A 16,008-nucleotide genomic window follows, 5' to 3' on the forward strand; every position below is an offset into this window, starting at 1 on the left:
GGACCTTACCCACAGACGGGCCGCGGGCTCGATGGGGAGCGGTGCCCATGGGGCCCCGGACCGGGACCTTCGCCTGTTGCGCTGCCCCGGCGGCGCGGGGACCCTTCCCCTATGCCTCGGCACGCTCTCCCCCCGCTCCGCCCTGCACGCCCCGGACCGGCCGGCCTCTCCCGCACGCCCCGAGGACGCCGGTGACCGCGCTGCGCGTCGAGCGCGCCGACGTGGTCGTGGTCGGGGGCGGCGCCGCAGGGCTGAGCGCGGCGCTCGCCGTCGCCGAGGCAGCGGCCCGCGACGTCGGTCGCGCCCCCGTGGTCGCGCTCGTGTCGAAGGTGTACCCGATGCGCTCGCACACGGTCGCCGCCGAGGGCGGCGCGGCGGGCGTCGTGGGGGACGACGACTCGCTCGAGCAGCACGTCGCCGACACGCTCGCGGGCGGCGCGGGGCTGTGCGAGGACGACGCCGTCCGGTTCGTCGTGGAGCGCGCGGCCGGCGAGCTCTACCGGCTCGAGCGGTGGGGGCTGCCGTGGTCACGCACCGACGCCGGCGACGTGGCCGTCCGCCGGTTCGGCGGCATGAGCCGCGCGCGCACCTGGTTCGCCGCCGACAAGACCGGCTTCCACCTCCTGCACACCCTGTTCCAGACGTCGCTGCGGCACTCCGGCGCCGACGGTCCCGTCCGCCGGTACGACGAGCACCACGTGCTCGACCTCGTGGTCGACGACCCGGGCGGCCCGGACGCCCGGGTGCGCGGCGTCGTCGTGCACGACCAGCACCGCGGCGAGCCGCTGCTCCTGGAGGCGCCCGCCGTGGTCCTCGCGACGGGTGGCTCGGCGCGCGCGTGGGGGACCAGCACGAACGCGGGCATCTGCACGGGCGACGGCACCGCGATGGCGCTGCGGGCGGGCGTGCCGCTGCGCGACATGGAGTTCCTCCAGTTCCACCCGACCGGCCTCCCGGGCAGCGGCATCCTCCTCACCGAGGCCGCGCGCGGCGAGGGCGGGGTGCTGCTCGACGCCGACGGCCGCCGCTACCTCGCCGACTACGGCCTCGGGCCCGAGTCGCCCGTCGGGGCGCCCGTGCCGCGCACCATGGAGCTCGGGCCGCGCGACCGCCTGTCGCAGGCGTTCTGGCACGCCGACCGCGACGGCCGCACGATCCCCACGTCCGACGGCGGCGTCGTCCTGCTCGACCTGCGGCACCTCGGCAAGGAACGGCTCGCCGAGCGGCTGCCGCTCGTGACCGGCCTCGCCAAGCAGTTCGCGGGCGTCGACCCGGCGGACGAGCCCGTCCCCGTCCGCCCGACGGCGCACTACACGATGGGCGGCATCCGCACCGACGCGCGCGGCACGACCGGCGTCGCCGGGCTGTTCGCCGCGGGGGAGTGCGCCTCCACCGGCCTGCACGGCGCCAACCGGCTCGGGTCCAACTCGCTCGTCGAGACGCTCGTCGTCGGGCGCGCGGCGGGCGAGGCGGCGCTCGCGTGGTCGCGGGAGGTCGGTCAGCCCGGGGCCGACGGCGGGCCCTCGGCCCTCCCGACGGGTCCCGCGGTCGTGGACCGGGCCGCCGAGATCGCCGACGGCTACCTCGCGATGCGCGGCCGGGGGACCGAGCCGCCCGCCGCGATCCGGGCCGAGCTCGGGCGCGTCCTCGACGCCGACGCCGGGATCTACCGCGACGCCGACGGCCTGCGGCGGGCGCTCGGGGCCGTCGAGGACCTGCGGGCCCGGTACGACGACGTGCGCGTCGCCGACACGAGCGCCGTGCTCAACACCGACTGGGCGACGACCGTCGAGCTCGGCGCGACGCTGCTCGTCGCGCACGCGACCGTCGCCGCCGCGCTCGCGCGGGAGGAGTCGCGCGGCGCCCACCAGCGGCTGGACTTCCCGGCGCCGGACGCGGTGGCGCGCCACTCCGAGGTCCGCCTCGGCGCGGGCGGCACCATCGAGGTGGCGCACGTCCCGGTGGGCGCCGGGACCCCCGCCGAGCACGGGGTTGCTGTCGGGAAGAGCTCGGAGACGACGACAACGTCGTTCTCGGCGAAGGAGGGAGAGGGCGCGTGAGCGAGCAGACGGTGCGGCTGGAGGTCGCGCGCACGTCGCCCGACGGCGCGAGCACCGGCCGGCGGGACGTGTTCGACGTGCCCTACGACGACCGCACGTCCGTGCTCGACGCGCTCCAGTGGGTCAAGGACCACGCCGACCCCACGCTGACGTTCCGGTGGTCGTGCAAGATGGCGGTCTGCGGGAGCTGCGGCGTCATGGTCAACGGACGCCCGGTGCTCGGGTGCGAGACGTTCGTGCGCGGCTACCGCACGTCCGGCCTCGTCGTCGAGCCGCTCGCGCACGCCGAGGTGCTGCGCGACCTCGTCGTCGACACCGACACGTTCCTCGGCAAGCTCGCCACCGTGCAGCCCTGGCTCGTGCCCGACGGCGCCACGCGCCTCCCGCTCGTCGACCCGCCCTCGGCCGGGGTCGGGGCGGGGGCCGGGGCCAGGACCGGGGCCGGCGCCGGGGTCGAGGTGGGCGAGGACGTCGACGGCTCGCGGACGCCGGACGGCGGCGACGTGCTGCGGGCGGTCGGGCCGGCGTCGGGCCACCGGCAGACGCCGGGCGAGCTCGCCGCGTTCAAGGGTTTCGCCGAGTGCATCGACTGCATGCTCTGCTACGCGGCGTGCCCGCAGCTCGACGTCGCGCCCGACTTCCTCGGCCCGGCCGTCGTCGCGACGGCGCGCCGCTGGGACGAGGACTCGCGCGACGCGGGCGAGCTCGACCGCGCCGACGTCCTCGACACCGAGCTCGGCGCCTGGCCGTGCATCCAGATCGGTGCGTGCACGCAGGTCTGCCCGAAGGGCGTCGACCCGGCCCGCGCGCTCCGCGACGCCCAGCGCGTCGCGACGGACACGTGGGACGCTCGCGAGCGCCGTCGGACGACGTAGCCCCTCTCTCGCGGGGGAGAGCCCCGGTCCCGCGAGGTAGAGGCGTGGTCCCGCGAGGTAGAGCCCCGGTTTCGCGAGGTAGAGGCGTGGTCGTGACCACGCCTCTACCTCGGCGGGGTCGTCAGCTCCCGAGGGCCGCGGAGACGACGTCCTTCGCCTCGGCCTGGACCTGGGTCAGGTGCTCGGCGGAGACGAACGACTCGGCGTAGATCTTGTAGACGTTCTCCGTGCCCGACGGCCGGGCCGCGAACCACGCGTTCTCGGTCGTCACCTTGAGCCCGCCGATCGGGGCGTCGTTGCCGGGGGCGTTCGTGAGCTTCGCGGTGATCGGCTCGCCCGCGAGCTCGGTCGCCGTGACCTGCTCGGGCGAGAGCTTGCCGAGCGTCGCCTTCTCCTCGAGGGTCGCCTGCGCGTCGACGCGCGCGTACCAGGACTCGCCGTAGCGCTCGACGAGGTCGCGGTGGTGCTCGGAGGGCGTGCGGCCCGTCGTCGCGATGATCTCCGACGCGAGCAGCGCGAGGAGCAGGCCGTCCTTGTCCGTGGACCAGACGCGGCCGTCCTTGCGGAGGAACGACGCCCCCGCGGACTCCTCGCCGCCGAACCCGACCGAGCCGTCGAGCAGGCCGGGAACGAACCACTTGAACCCGACGGGGACCTCGACGAGCCGACGGCCGAGCCCGCCCGCGACGCGGTCGATGAGCGCGGACGACACGAGCGTCTTGCCGATCGCGGCGTCGTCGCGCCAGCCCTCGCGCGCGCCGCCGTAGAGGTACTGGATCGCGACGGCCAGGTAGTGGTTGGGGTTCATGAGCCCGGCGTCGGGCGTGACGATCCCGTGGCGGTCGGAGTCGGCGTCGTTCCCGGTGGCGACGTCGAACGGTGCGCCACCCTCGGCGTTCCCGGACTCCCCGGTCATGCCCGCGACGAGGGACGCCATCGCGTACGGCGAGGAGCAGTCCATGCGGATCTTGCCGTCCCAGTCGAGGGTCATGAACGCCCAGCGGGGGTCGACCTGCGGGTTGACGACCGTGAGGTCGAGCCCGTACCGCTCGCCGATCTCGCCCCAGTACTCGACCGACGCGCCACCCAGCGGATCGGCGCCGATCCGCACGCCGGAGTCGCGGATCGCGTCGAGGTCGAGGACGTTCGCCAGGTCGTCGACGTACGTGGTGAGGAAGTCGTGCTTGTGCACGTGCTCGGACGTGAGCGCCTGGGTCAGCGGCACGCGCGGCACGCTGCCGACGCCGGTGCGCAGGATCTCGTTCGCGCGGTCCGCGATCCAGCCGGTCGCCTCGGACCCGGCGGGGCCGCCGTGCGGCGGGTTGTACTTGAAGCCGCCGTCGCGCGGGGGGTTGTGCGAGGGCGTGACGACGATCCCGTCGGCGAGGCCGGGGCCGGTGGTGCGGACGCCGTCGACCGTCGTCGCCTCGTTGTGCAGGAGGATCGACTGCGAGACGGCGGGGGTCGGGGTGAACGAGTCGCGCGCGTCGACGTACGTCTGGACGCCCGCCGCGACGAGGACCTCGAGCGCGGTCTGCCACGCCGGGAGCGACAGCGCGTGCGTGTCGCGCCCGATGAACAGCGGCCCGTCGGTGCCCTGCGAGCGCCGGTACTCGACGATCGCGGCCGTGATCGCGATGATGTGCGCCTCGTTGAACGCGTGGTCCAGGCTCGACCCCCGGTGGCCCGACGTGCCGAACACGACCTTCTGGGCGGGGTCGTCGACGTCGGGCGCGAGGTCGTAGTAGGCGCCGACCACGGCGTCGACGTCGATGAGGTCGCTGGGCTGGGCGGGCGTGCCGGCGCGGGGATCCATGGGTCGATCCTGCCAGGGGTGGCGCCCGCACGTCAGCCGGGACGGACGTCGTGGCGCGGGACCTTCGGCACGACCTCCCTAGCCTGCGGGGTCGGGTTCCTCCGGCGCGGCGGCGGGGTCGTCGGACCGGTCGGCGCTCGCGCTGTCGATGGCCAGCTCGACGGCGTCGAGCAGGCGGTCGAGGCTCGCGTCGAAGGGCCCCTGCGGCGCGTCGAAGCCGCCCGCGACGTAGACGCGCGTCATGACGGGGTAGCGCTCGACGTCGAACCAGTCCTCCCAGAAGCTGCCGAGGGTCGTCCAGTACTCGTCGTTGCCCACGCCGGTCGCGTCGCGCTCGGTCCGCTCGGCGATCGTGGCGCGCGCGAGGCCCTGGACGTAGTTGTCGACGAGGCCGAGCGTGTCGACGACCTGGAGCTCGGAGAGACCGGTGTCGACGATGGTCCGCAGCCCGGCCTCCTGGGCGTCGAGCACGTGCGGCGCGAGCGGGGCGCGCCACATGTTGGTCTGGAGGATCCACGGGTGGCGCAGGTAGAGGTTCCACAGCTCGTGCGCGTACTGCGCGAGCGCGGGCCGCCACGGGGCTCCCGCAGCGGGCAGGTCGAGCTCGGCGTACGCGCGGTCGATCATGAGGTCGACGAGCTCGGTGCGGCCGGGCACGTAGGTGTAGAGCGACATCGCCCCGACGCCGAGCTCGGTCGCGACGCGGCGCATGGACAGCGCGTCGAGCCCGCCCTCCTGCGCGACGGCGATCCCCGCCCGCACGACGTCGTCGAGCGTGAGGCGCGGCTTGCGGCCGCGCGTCGCGGGGGCCGGCGGGTCCCACAGGAGCGCGAGGCGGCGCGTGATCTCGGGGGTGCGGACGATCTCGGTGAACTGGGCGCGCGCGTGCTCGGCCGCCTGCACCGCGGAGGCGACCCCGGCGTCCGCGGCGGCCGCGACGCCGCGCGGACGCACGGCGTCGTCGTTGCCCGCGGCGTCCTCGGGGTCCGGGGTCGCGGGCGGGGTCGGCGCGGTGGCCGACGGCGCACGGTCGGCCGCGCGGGCGTCGGTCGGGTCGGTCGTCACGTGCGTATCCTCCCCGACTTCCCGCGGGATCTCGCCTCCGGTGCCGTCTCGCGACGAAGGCTTGCCTTTTCCCGTACACCGTATGCTAGCGTGGTCGCTCCATTTCGGTACGGCGTACGAGAGGGTGGCTCCGGTGATCCGAGCCCGCGGCCTGACCAAGACCTTCCACCGCAAGAAAGAGACCGTCGAGGCCGTCAAGGGCATCGACGTCGACGTCCGGGAGGGCGAGCTCGTCGCCTTCCTCGGCCCGAACGGGGCCGGCAAGTCCACGACCCTGAGGATGCTGACGAGCCTCCTCGCACCGACCGCCGGGACCGCGGAGGTCGCCGGGTACGACGTCGCGCGCGATCCCGCCCGGGTCCGCTCGCGCATCGGCTTCATCGGCCAGGGCAACGGCGGCGGGTTCTCCTACCGCGTGCTCGACGAGCTCCACAACCAGGGCCGCTTCTACGGGCTGCCGCCCACCGAGTACACGCGGCGCGCCGCCGAGCTCCTCGACGCCCTCGACCTCGGCGGGCTCGAGAAGCGGACCGTGCAGTCGCTGTCCGGCGGCCAGCGCCGCCGCCTCGACGTCGCGCTGGGGCTGATGAACCACCCGCCGCTGCTCTTCCTCGACGAGCCGACGACGGGCCTCGACCCCCACGCCCGCGCGAACCTCTGGGAGCACATCGCGGCGATGCGCGAGCGCTACGGCATGACGATCGTGCTCACGACCCACTACCTCGACGAGGCCGACAGCATGGCGGAGCGCGTCGTCGTCATCGACCACGGGGAGATCATCGCCGACGCCACCCCGGACTCCCTCAAGCACGACCACGCGGACGACGTCATCACGCTCGCCGTGGTCCCGGCGCCCGGTGGCGGCGCCCCGGGAGAGGCGTCGCCGGGAACGGTGCCCGACGTCGTCGGCCGCGTCCGCGCGTCCCTCGCCGAGGACGCGGGCGAGGTCGCGACCACGAACGGCCCGGACGGCGTCGTGACGGTCCGCATCTCGACGACGCACGGCGCCGACCGTCTCCCGGAGGCCATCGAGGCGCTGCGCGTCGCGGGGCTGGCCGTGCGCTCGGCGGAGCTGAAGCAGGCGAGCCTCGACGACGTCTTCCTCAACCTCACCGGCCGCAGCCTGCGAGAGGAGGCCGCATGAGCACGCGGACCGACCTGGCGGGCGCGCGCGTCGGGGCGCCGACCGTCGGTGCCGACGCGGCGATGCGGACCGGCGTCGCGAAGTTCCTCGGCGACACGTGGGCCGTCTTCACGCGCGAGATCCTGCTCGTGCTGCGCGACCCGTTCACGCTGATCTTCTCGCTGCTGCAGCCGCTGATCTTCCTCGGTCTGTTCGGCCCGCTCCTCACGGGCGCGGTCGGCGGGTTCGGCGGCGGCGCGCCCGGTGGCGGCGGGTCGACGGCCGAGACGCTGCAGTGGTTCGTCCCGGGCGTGATCGTCATGATCTCGCTGTTCGGCACGTCCATGAGCGGGTCGAACCTGCTCTACGAGATGATGACCGGCTCCTACGAGCGTGTGCTCGCGACCCCCCTCGACCGCTCCGCGATCCTCGTCGGGCGCTCGCTCAAGGAGTTCGCGCCGCTCGTCGTGCAGGGGCTGCTCATCGCGCTCGTGTGCGTCCCGTTCGGCTTCACGCTCTACCCGCTGCACCTGCTCGTCGGGCTGCTGCTGCTCGGGCTGTTCGGCATCGGGGTGGGCGCGCTGTCGATCGCGCTCGCGCTCGCCGCGAAGAACCGCGAGTGGCTGTTCTGGGGAGTGCAGCAGTCGCTGCTGTTCCCGCTGCTCATCCTCTCCGGCATGATGCTGCCGCTCGAGGCCGGGCCGGCGTGGATGCGCACCGCGGCGCTCTTCAACCCGCTGACCTACATCGTCGACGCCGAGCGCGCGCTGCTCGCCGGGTCGTTCGCCGACCCCGACGTGCTGTGGGGATTCGTCGCCGCGGCGGTGACGTGCGCCGTCGGGCTGTGGGTCGGCATCCGCCGCACCCGCAAGACGGTCTGACGACTCACGCGGCGCGGCTGCGCGGGGTGAAGGTGTTTCCGGCGGGCGTGGTCGCCGTCCGTGGTGGGTGGGGGTCGTCCATGAGATCGTCGAGCGCAACCGACCACCAGGAGGACGACATGTCGTGGACCACGCCGGCGAAGAAGGCGGTCTCCGGGCTCGTGCTCGCGGTGATCGCCTGCGTGATCTTCTTCAGTGCCGCCGCCGTGGGTTCCTTCCTCACCGCCGTCGTCGTCGCCCCGGACGCTCCCGACGTCACCACACCTGTCCCGCGCGGCGCGCTCACCGCCCTCTACTTCTGCGGGTTCGTCCTCTTCCTCTGGGGAACCTTCCGGATGACGACGGCGACGTGGGAGATGATCGGGAGCATCCGCCGCCCGGCCGAGCCCGACCCCGCTCCCCGGCGCCGCGCGTCCCGGTGATCCGGCGGCCCCGGGGCTGCCGTCGTCAGGCGCTCGTCGTCGCGCGGTCCGACACCCACGGGACGGCGCGCCCCGTCGCGAGCGAGGCCCGCGCGTCGAGCACGCGCTGGTTGGTGCTGCCGCGGAACGCGAGCGTGAGGTCGCGGCGCGCGAGCTCGAACCGACCGTCGACCAGCACGTCGACCTCGGCGAGGAGCGCGCGCTGGTCCGCGGTCCCCGCGCGCAGCTCCTCGAACGTGTAGCCCGTCCAGCACCACACGTCCCGGCGGTCGCCGTGCTCGGCGCGCAGGCGGCGCACGAGCCGCAGGCACACGCCCGTGTTGAGGAACGGCTCGCCGCCGAGCAGGGACAGGCCCTGCACGGCGGGGTGCGCGAGGTCGGCGAGGACGCGGTCCTCCAGGGAGTCGTCGTACGGGCGCCCGTAGCGGAAGCTCCACGCGGCCTCGTTGAAGCAGCCCTCGCACGCGAAGAGGCACCCGCTCACGTACAACGAGCAGCGCACGCCCTCGCCGTCGACCATGACGAACGGCTTGTAGTCCGCGACGTACCCCTGGCTGACGCGGTCCGAGCGCCAGCCGGGGCCGGGGGTGCGCGCCACGGTCACGCCGACGCCGGGTCCGGCAGGTGCTTCACACGCGCGGAGATCTCCGCGTGGCGGCCGTGCACCATGGGGCGCTGCTGCGGGTTGCCGAGGTACCCGCACGTGCGCTTCACGACGTCGCACGTGCGCGGGTCGGCGTTGCCGCAGGACGGGCACGCGAAGCCGCGCGCGGTCGGGTCGAAGTCGCCGGTGAACCCGCACGCGTAGCAGCGGTCGATGGGCGTGTTCGTGCCGAGGTAGCCCACGCGGTCGTACGCGTAGTCCCACACGGCCTCCAGCGCCCGCGGGTTCTGCTGGAGCACGGGGTACTCGCAGTAGTGGATGAACCCGCCCGACGTGTACCTCGCGTACTCGGCCTCGAAGTCGAGCTTCTCGAAGGGCGTCGGGCTCTTGCGGACGTCGTAGTGGAAGCTGTTCGTGTAGTAGTCCTTGTCGGTGATGTCGGGCACCGCGCCGAACCGCTCCCGGTCGAGGCGGCAGAACCGGTCGGTCAGGCTCTCGCTCGGCGTCGCGTAGACGCTGATCCGGTAGCCGAGCCGCGCCGTCCACCCGGCGGCGTGCGCGTGCAGGGACCGCAGCACGTCGAGCGTGAGCTCCTTGGCCCGCGGGTCGTGCTCCCAGGCGCCGCCGAAGAACGCGGCGGCGACCTCGTACAGCCCGATGTACCCGAGCGACACCGTGGCGCGGCCGTCGCGGAAGAGCCGGTCGACGTCGTCGCCGGGAGCGAGGCGCTCCCCGAACGCCCCGTGGACGTAGAGGATCGGCGCGTTGCCCGGCGTCGCCTCCTTGCAGCGCTCGATGCGGAAGACGAGCGCGTCGTGCACGGTCTCCAGGCGCTCGTCGAGCAGGCGCCAGAACGCGTCGAGGTCGCCGTCCGCCTCGAGCGCGATGCGCGGCAGGTTGAGCGTCACGACGCCCAGGTTCATACGGCCCTCGGAGACGTCCTGGCCGTGCTCGTCCTGCCAGCCCTGGAGGAACGACCGGCAGCCCATGGGCACCTTGAACGACCCGGTGAGCTCGACGATCTTGTCGTACGACAGCACGTCCGGGTACATGCGCTTCGTCGCGCACTCGACCGCGAGCTGCTTGAGGTCGTGGTTGGGGTCGCCGGGGTCGAGGTTCAGCCCGCGGCGCAGCGTGAAGATGAGCTTGGGGAAGATCGCGGTGCGACCCTCGCTGCCGAGACCGCGGATGCGGATCTGGAGGATCGCGCGCTGGATCTCGCGCTCCAGCCAGCCCGTGCCGAGCCCGAACCCGACCGACGTGAACGGCGTCTGCCCGTTCGACGTGAACAGGGTGTTGATCTCGTACTCCAGCGACTGCATCGCGTCGTAGATGTCCTTGCGCGTCTTCTCGCGCGCGTACTCCTCGTGCGCAGAGGCGTCGGCGATCCAGCGGCGCGCGTCCGCGAGGTGCTTCTCCAGGTTGCGCTCGGCGTACGGGGCGAGGAGCTCGTCGATGCGGTTGACCGAGCACCCGCCGTACTGGCTGGAGGACACGTTCGCGATGATCTGGCTGATCTGCGCCGTCGCGGTCTGGATCGAGCGCGGCGGCTCCACCTGCGCGTTCCCGATCCGGAAGCCGCTCGACAGCATCGACCGGAAGTCGATGAGGCAGCAGTTCGTCATGGGCGCGTAGGGGTGGTAGTCGAGGTCGTGGTAGTGCAGGTCGCCCTTCTGGTGCGCGTTCGCGACGTGCGGCGGCAGCATCCGGAGCCCGATCGCCTTGCCCACGGTCCCGGCCGTGAGGTCGCGCTGGGTGTTGAAGACCTCGCTGTCCTTGTTCGCGTTCTCGTTGACGACCGTCGAGTCCTTGTCCAGCAGCCGCACGATCGAGTGGTTGAGGTCCGTCGCCCGGCTGCGCGCGAAGTCGCGCTGCACGCGGTAGTCGATGTAGGCGCGTGCGACGTCGTACTCGTGCGACTCGAGGAGCACGTGCTCGACGACGCCCTGGATCTCGTAGATCTTCACGGTCGCGTCGAACCGCGCGGCGATCTCCGCGTCGACCCGGTCGACGACCTCCGCAACGCGGCGGCGGTGCGTCGCCGTGAGGTCGCCGTGCACCTCCGCGAACGCCTTCGTCACGGCGGCGCGGATGCGGGCGTCGTCGAACGGCCGTCGCCGGCCGTCGCGCTTGAGGACCTCCAGCGTGGCGGTCGTGCGGTGCGGTGCTGCCTGGTCGAGCTCGATGGCGGTCATCGCTCGTCCCCTCTGCCCACCGGGTTCTCGCCGGCGCGCAGGGGTTGCGCGACGGACCGTACCCCAACATGTGGGGTGTGAATCACGGCTGCGCCACCATATCTAGTCCGACGACCGCGCGTGACGGCGGACGACGGCGCGCCGCGGGACGCCGTCGAAGGTCAGGACGAAGGTCCCGCGCGGCCGGGACGTGCGCCCGCGCGCACGGGGGACTCCGCGCGGCCGGAGCCGGCCGCCGCGGCGCTAGCCTCGGGAGGTGGCCCGACGTCCGCCCGGCTGGGTGCCGAACCAGCACGGCGCGTGGCCCATGCTCCTGCTGCCGTTCGTGGTCGGCACGGTGCGCGGCGTGCAGGACGCCGGGTTCCGTCCGGTGACCCTCGCGCTCGGCGCGCTCTGGCTCGTCGGGTACCTCGCCTACTCCGCGACCGGGCTGTGGCTGAAGTCCCGCCGCCGGCCCCGCTACCGGCGCCCGATGCTCACGTACGGCGCGGCGGCGGCCGTGCTCGGGACGGTCGTGCTCCTGCTCGACCCGGCGCTCGCGGCCTGGGCGCCCGCGTTCGTGCCGTTCCTCGCGCTCGGGCTGTGGGCGTCGGCGCGACGCACCGAGCGGTCCGTCGCCGCGGGCGGCGCCCTGACGGTCGCGGCGTCGCTCATGACGGTCGTCGCCTACGCAGCGTGCCGGCCCGCGGGTGCGTCCGTGCTCGCCGTCCCGGCCGTCGTCTGGCTGGTCGCCGCGCTGCTCCTCGCGTACCTGTTCGGCACGGTGCTCTACGTCAAGACGATGATCCGCGAGCGCGGCGTGCGGTCGTACGTCGTCGCCTCGGTCGCGTACCACGCGGCGGTCACCGTCGCGGCAGGCGTCGTCGCCGCCGTGCACGACCCCACGTGGTGGTGGGCGACGGCGTTCCTCGCGGCCGCGACCGCCCGGGCGGCGGTGCTGCCGGGCCGACGGCTGAGCCCGCGGGCCGTCGGGGTCGGGGAGATCGTCGCGACGGTGCTGCTGCTCGTCGTCGCGCTCGTCGTGCGGTAGGTCCGCTGTTCGGTAGGTCATGCGGGGATCGGCACCTCGTGCTGCCGAGTGCGGACGGTGGGTGCCGAACGGTCGGGGGTGCCAGATGGTTCACTGGCGCGATGGACGACGACGCGCCCCTCACCCTGCCCGCGCTCGGCGAGCGCGTCGAGGCGGTGTCGGCGCTGTACGCGCGCAAGTTCGGCGTCGACCGCGACCCGGACTGGTTCATGCTCAAGCTCACCGAGGAGGTCGGCGAGCTGACCCAGGCGTTCCTCGCCGCGACCGGCCGCACCCGCCCGCGCGGGGGTCCGGAGACGTCGGTGCCCGACGGCGAGGTGGTGCCCGACGGCGCAGCGTCGCCGCTCGCGGACGAGGTCGCCGACGTCCTGGCGCACCTGCTGCTGCTCGCGCGCTCCCAGGGCGTCGACGTCGAGGCGGCGGTGCGGCGCAAGTGGCTCGCGTGGGAGGCGGACCTGCCCTGAGCGGGCGCACCGGCGCGGTCGCTAGGGTGGCGCCGTGACCGACCACCGCACCGACCCGCCCGTCGCCGCCGACGAGGTGACCACGCTGCGCGGGTTCCTCGACTTCCACCGCGACACGCTGCGCTGGAAGACGGCCGGGCTCGATGCCACGGAGCTCGCGCACCGGCTGCGGCCGTCGTCGATGACGCTGGGCGGGCTGCTGAAGCACCTCGCGTTCGTCGAGTCGCAGTGGTTCTCGCAGGTGCTCCTGGGCGAGGAGCTCATGCCCCCGTTCGACACGGCGGACTGGGCCGACGACCGCGACTGGGACTGGACCTCCGCGGCGGGCGACTCGCCGGAGGAGCTGCGCATGCTGTTCGACCGCGCGGTCGCGGCGTCGGACGCGGTGCTCGACGCGGCGCTCGCGGACGGCGGGCTCGACCGGCTGAGCGCCCGCGCCGACCGGCACACGGGCGAGCGCTGGACGCTGCGCTGGATCCTCGTGCACCTGGTCGAGGAGTACGCGCGGCACAACGGTCACGCCGACCTGCTGCGCGAGGCGATCGACGGGACCGTGGGGGAGTAGCCCCGGCGTCGGTTGCCGCGGGCGCAGCCGCCCGGGACGATGGCGGACGTGACCGCCCCCGAGCAGCCCGCGCCCCGTCCGGTCCGTCCGCGCGGCGCCGCCGTCGTCCTGGTGGCGCTCGTCGTGCTGGGGGTGGGACTGCTGCTCGCCGCGCTCTGGGTCGCAAGCCGCCCGACGTCGTTCGGCTGGTTCGCGTACGCGCCGGTCTCCGGGACGACGTTCGTCCCCGTGGGCGCGTACCCGCCGGGTGCCGCGGCGCTTCTCGCGGGAGCCGGAGCCCTGCTGGTGGGCGGGGCGGTCGGGTTCGTCCTCGGACGGCGCCGCGCCGCCCCGTCGCAGGAGACCTCGGCGCCCTCGCCGGCACCGTCCGACGGCCCCGGCCCCGGCCCCGGCTCCGCCCCGTCCGACGGCGGGACGGCACCGACCGCCTGACGCGCCACCTCCGACGCCCGGTCCCGCACGCCGCGGGGGCCGGGCGTCGTCGTGTACCCACCGCCCGACGGCCGGGCACTCCTCCGCAGCCCCCGCGTGCTCACCCGGCGTCCGGGGCGGTGCTCCACCGCGTCCGGGGCCCGGATGGGTACCGGCCCGTGCGACGGACGGTGGAACCACCGACGACGACAGGAGGTGGATCGTGTACCAGCTCGGTACGACTCAGGCAGGGACCGTGCTCGCGACGACGGGAGCGATCGCGGGCTTCTACGTGGTGGGAGCCTGGACGCTCGTCGTGGCGGGGCTCGCGCTCGTCATGACGGCGCGCGTCCTGCGCAAGCGGCTCGCGGAGCACCGATGAGCGCGGCGACGCTCCCACGGGTGGTGGTCGTGGTCCCGGCGCACGACGAGGCCGCAGCCCTGCCGACGACGCTCGCGTCGGTCCGGGCGCAGACGCGTCCGGTCGACCGGGTCGTCGTCGTGTCCGACCGCAGCACCGACGCGACGGTCGAGACCGCGCGCCGCCTGGGCGCCGACGTCGTCGAGACGGTCGGCAACACCGGCCGCAAGGCCGGGGCGCTGAACCAGGCGCTGCGCGGGGTGGAGGCGGAGAACGTCCTCGTGCTCGACGCGGACACGACCATCGCCCCGACGTTCGTCGAGGACGGCCTCGACCTGCTCGACGCGCGCCCGGAGCTCGGCGCGGTCGGTGGCGTCTTCCGCGGCACACCGCCGCGCTCGGTGCTGGAGCAGCTCCAGTCCGACGAGTACGAGCGGTACGGCGTGCAGATCGACGTGACCGGGCGGACGTCCGTCCTCACGGGCACGGCCGCGCTCGTGCGGACCGAGGCGCTGCGGGCGGTCGCCGCCGCGCGCGGGGACCGGCTCCCGGGGCGGCGCGGCGACGTGTACGACGTCGGCGCCATCACCGAGGACTCCGAGCTCACCCTCGCGCTGCGCACGCTCGGCTACGAGCTCGCGTCGCCGGTGCGGATGTCCTGTACGACGGAGCTCATGCCGACGTGCCGCGACCTGCACCGCCAGCGCGTGCGCTGGTACAAGGGGATGCTCGACAACCTGCGCGCGTACGGGTTCACGCGGGTCACCGCCCGGTACGTCGGGCAGCAGGCGATGCTCGTGCTGAGCACGCTCATGCTCGCGAGCCTCCTCGTGCTCACGGCGCTGACCGTCGTCGCGGGCACGTTCCGGGTGGTCCCGGCGTGGCTCGCCGTAGGCGGGGTCCTCGTGCTCGAACGGCTGGTCACGGTGTGGCGGAACGGGCCCCGGGGTCGGCTGCTCGCCGTGCTCGTGCTGCCCGAGCTCCTCTACGACCTGTTCCTCCAGGTGGCGTTCGTCCGGGCGTGCTTCCTCGCCGCGACGTCGCGCGACGCCGGGTGGCACCACGTGGCGCACGCGACCGTCTCCGGGAGCGCGACCGAGGACGCCCCCGAGACCGGCCCCGCGAGCAGCATCGAGAACACGAGGGGCCCGAAGCAATTGACCTTGACGTGACGTCAACTTCTACCGTGGTCCCGGTGCCGCACGAGAGCACCACACCGACGCACGGGAGGAGCGGGAGATGAGCACGACGGGCGCCCGCACGGCCGACTGGTCCATCCAGGAGGTCGCGCGCCTGGCCGGGACGACGAGCCGGACGCTGCGTCACTACGACGCGGTCGGGCTCCTGCCCCCGAGCCGGGTCGCGGCGAACGGCTACCGCCACTACGACGCCGACGCGCTCGTCCGGCTCCAGCGGATCCTGCTCCTGCGCGACCTGGGTCTCGGCCTCCCCGCGATCCGCGAGGCGCTCGACGGCCCGACCGTCCGGCAGGGTGACGGGCCGCCGTCGGACAGTGCCCGGCGGGAGGCCCAGGTGCGGGCGCTGCGCGGCCACCTCGGGTGGCTGCGGGCGGAGCGGCAGCGGCTGGCGCGGCAGATCGCGTCGGTCGAACGGACGATCACCACGATGGAAGGAGGTGGCGAGCTCATGGCGGACGACATGTTCGACGGGTTCGACCACACGCAGCACCGCGACGAGGTCGAGGCCCGCTGGGGGAAGGACGCGTACGCGCGGAGCGACACCTGGTGGCGCGGGATGTCCGACGACGACCGCGCCGCCTGGCAGGACCGCACGCGCGCGCTCGGAGAGGACTGGGCCGCGGCGGCCGCCCGGGGCGTCGACCCGGCGTCCGACGAGGCGCAACAGCTCGCACGCCGCCACGTCGAGTGGCTCGGCGGCATCCCCGGCACCCCGGGTGCCGGCGCGGCGCCGGTCAAGGAGTACGTCGTCGGCCTCGGCGAGATGTACGTCGCGGACGAGCGGTTCGCGAAGAACTACGGCGGCGTCGAGGGTGCGACGCTCGTGCGCGACGCCCTGCGCGTCTACGCGGACCCCGTGCCCGGGCCGGGACCTCCGGCCCGGGCACGATCCGTTCGACGTCACTAGCCTGGAACCCCGGCGGGACACGGCGCCCCG

At 74.2% G+C, this 16,008-nt stretch carries 16 protein-coding genes; 12 read left to right on the forward strand and 4 right to left on the reverse strand.

Annotated elements, in window-relative coordinates:
* The first annotated feature begins 191 nt into the window (after nt 1-191).
* Nucleotides 192-2,060: an FAD-binding protein gene (locus E1O70_RS07255; protein WP_205688622.1), complete on the forward strand. Its 1,869-nt coding sequence runs from the start codon at nt 192-194 to the stop codon at nt 2,058-2,060.
* The gene (locus E1O70_RS19875) at nt 2,057-2,935 is read left to right on the forward strand and encodes a 2Fe-2S iron-sulfur cluster-binding protein (protein WP_061266990.1); all 879 of its coding nucleotides are present in this window, start codon (nt 2,057-2,059) and stop codon (nt 2,933-2,935) included. The genes E1O70_RS07255 and E1O70_RS19875 overlap by 4 nt, the downstream gene beginning before the upstream one ends.
* 121 nt (nt 2,936-3,056) lie before the next feature.
* Here the strand turns inward: E1O70_RS19875 and pgm are convergent, their stop codons facing one another.
* Together pgm and E1O70_RS07275 are read right to left on the reverse strand one after the other, a co-directional pair.
* Nucleotides 3,057-4,751, reverse strand: coding sequence for a phosphoglucomutase (alpha-D-glucose-1,6-bisphosphate-dependent) (gene pgm / locus E1O70_RS07270; RefSeq protein WP_061266989.1), 1,695 nt, complete (start codon nt 4,749-4,751; stop codon nt 3,057-3,059).
* 78 nt (nt 4,752-4,829) lie between these two features.
* Nucleotides 4,830-5,816 carry a TetR/AcrR family transcriptional regulator gene (locus E1O70_RS07275; RefSeq protein WP_061266988.1) on the reverse strand — a complete coding sequence of 329 codons (987 nt, stop codon included), beginning with the start codon at nt 5,814-5,816 and terminating at the stop codon, nt 4,830-4,832.
* A gap of 133 nt (nt 5,817-5,949) precedes the next feature.
* Here E1O70_RS07275 and E1O70_RS07280 point away from each other — a divergent pair, with 133 nt between their 5' ends.
* The 3 genes from E1O70_RS07280 (at nt 5,950) to E1O70_RS07290 (ending at nt 8,242) form a co-directional block, all read left to right on the forward strand.
* A complete protein-coding gene (locus tag E1O70_RS07280; protein ID WP_061266987.1) occupies nt 5,950-6,960 on the forward strand; it encodes an ABC transporter ATP-binding protein in 1,011 nt (336 codons plus the stop codon).
* The gene (locus E1O70_RS07285; protein ID WP_082774270.1) at nt 6,957-7,820 is read left to right on the forward strand and encodes an ABC transporter permease; all 864 of its coding nucleotides are present in this window, start codon (nt 6,957-6,959) and stop codon (nt 7,818-7,820) included. Before E1O70_RS07280 ends, E1O70_RS07285 begins: the two co-directional genes overlap by 4 nt.
* 119 nt (nt 7,821-7,939) lie before the next feature.
* The gene (locus tag E1O70_RS07290; protein WP_128957638.1) at nt 7,940-8,242 is read left to right on the forward strand and encodes a hypothetical protein; all 303 of its coding nucleotides are present in this window, start codon (nt 7,940-7,942) and stop codon (nt 8,240-8,242) included.
* 25 nt (nt 8,243-8,267) lie between these two features.
* Here the strand turns inward: E1O70_RS07290 and nrdG are convergent, their stop codons facing one another.
* On the reverse strand, nt 8,268-8,840 hold the full coding sequence (gene nrdG / locus E1O70_RS07295) for an anaerobic ribonucleoside-triphosphate reductase activating protein (protein ID WP_128957637.1): 573 nt from the start codon (nt 8,838-8,840) through the stop codon (nt 8,268-8,270).
* 2 nt (nt 8,841-8,842) lie between these two features.
* Nucleotides 8,843-11,041: an anaerobic ribonucleoside-triphosphate reductase gene (nrdD, locus tag E1O70_RS07300; RefSeq protein ID WP_061269386.1), complete on the reverse strand. Its 2,199-nt coding sequence runs from the start codon at nt 11,039-11,041 to the stop codon at nt 8,843-8,845.
* Nucleotides 11,042-11,297: 256 nt separating this feature from the next.
* On the opposite strand from nrdD, the gene E1O70_RS07305 reads away from it, so the two are divergent.
* The 7 genes from E1O70_RS07305 (at nt 11,298) to E1O70_RS07330 (ending at nt 15,978) form a co-directional block, all read left to right on the forward strand.
* Nucleotides 11,298-12,071: a YwiC-like family protein gene (locus E1O70_RS07305; RefSeq protein WP_128957636.1), complete on the forward strand. Its 774-nt coding sequence runs from the start codon at nt 11,298-11,300 to the stop codon at nt 12,069-12,071.
* Between the two features lie 101 nt (nt 12,072-12,172).
* The gene (locus tag E1O70_RS07310) at nt 12,173-12,535 is read left to right on the forward strand and encodes a MazG nucleotide pyrophosphohydrolase domain-containing protein (protein WP_061269388.1); all 363 of its coding nucleotides are present in this window, start codon (nt 12,173-12,175) and stop codon (nt 12,533-12,535) included.
* Between the two features lie 34 nt (nt 12,536-12,569).
* The gene (locus tag E1O70_RS07315; protein ID WP_061269389.1) at nt 12,570-13,100 is read left to right on the forward strand and encodes a DinB family protein; all 531 of its coding nucleotides are present in this window, start codon (nt 12,570-12,572) and stop codon (nt 13,098-13,100) included.
* Nucleotides 13,101-13,148: 48 nt separating this feature from the next.
* A complete protein-coding gene (locus tag E1O70_RS07320; protein ID WP_061269390.1) occupies nt 13,149-13,532 on the forward strand; it encodes a hypothetical protein in 384 nt (127 codons plus the stop codon).
* A 202-nt stretch (nt 13,533-13,734) separates the two neighbouring features.
* A complete protein-coding gene (locus tag E1O70_RS19880) occupies nt 13,735-13,893 on the forward strand; it encodes a hypothetical protein (RefSeq protein WP_009861736.1) in 159 nt (52 codons plus the stop codon).
* On the forward strand, nt 13,890-15,044 hold the full coding sequence (locus tag E1O70_RS07325) for a glycosyltransferase family 2 protein (protein ID WP_061269391.1): 1,155 nt from the start codon (nt 13,890-13,892) through the stop codon (nt 15,042-15,044). Before E1O70_RS19880 ends, E1O70_RS07325 begins: the two co-directional genes overlap by 4 nt.
* Before the next feature lie 67 nt (nt 15,045-15,111).
* Nucleotides 15,112-15,978, forward strand: a complete 867-nt coding sequence (locus E1O70_RS07330; RefSeq protein WP_061269392.1) for a MerR family transcriptional regulator — start codon at nt 15,112-15,114, stop codon at nt 15,976-15,978.
* The last annotated feature ends 30 nt before the right edge of the window (nt 15,979-16,008 follow it).

Origin of the sequence: Cellulosimicrobium funkei, from assembly GCF_004519295.1 — a bacterium.
Classification (GTDB): Bacteria; Actinomycetota; Actinomycetes; order Actinomycetales; family Cellulomonadaceae; genus Cellulosimicrobium; species Cellulosimicrobium funkei.

What these genes read in the sequence shown, in the direction of transcription:
- E1O70_RS07285 (WP_082774270.1), top strand. Translation starts at nt 6,957, where the DNA reads ATGAGCACGCGGACCGACCTGGCGGGCGCGCGCGTCGGGGCGCCGACC.
- E1O70_RS07330 (WP_061269392.1), top strand. Translation starts at nt 15,112, where the DNA reads ATGAGCACGACGGGCGCCCGCACGGCCGACTGGTCCATCCAGGAGGTC.
- E1O70_RS07325 (WP_061269391.1), top strand. Translation starts at nt 13,890, where the DNA reads ATGAGCGCGGCGACGCTCCCACGGGTGGTGGTCGTGGTCCCGGCGCAC.
- E1O70_RS07310 (WP_061269388.1), top strand. Translation starts at nt 12,173, where the DNA reads ATGGACGACGACGCGCCCCTCACCCTGCCCGCGCTCGGCGAGCGCGTC.
- pgm (WP_061266989.1), bottom strand. Translation starts at nt 4,751, where the DNA reads ATGGATCCCCGCGCCGGCACGCCCGCCCAGCCCAGCGACCTCATCGAC.
- nrdD (WP_061269386.1), bottom strand. Translation starts at nt 11,041, where the DNA reads ATGACCGCCATCGAGCTCGACCAGGCAGCACCGCACCGCACGACCGCC.
- E1O70_RS07290 (WP_128957638.1), top strand. Translation starts at nt 7,940, where the DNA reads ATGTCGTGGACCACGCCGGCGAAGAAGGCGGTCTCCGGGCTCGTGCTC.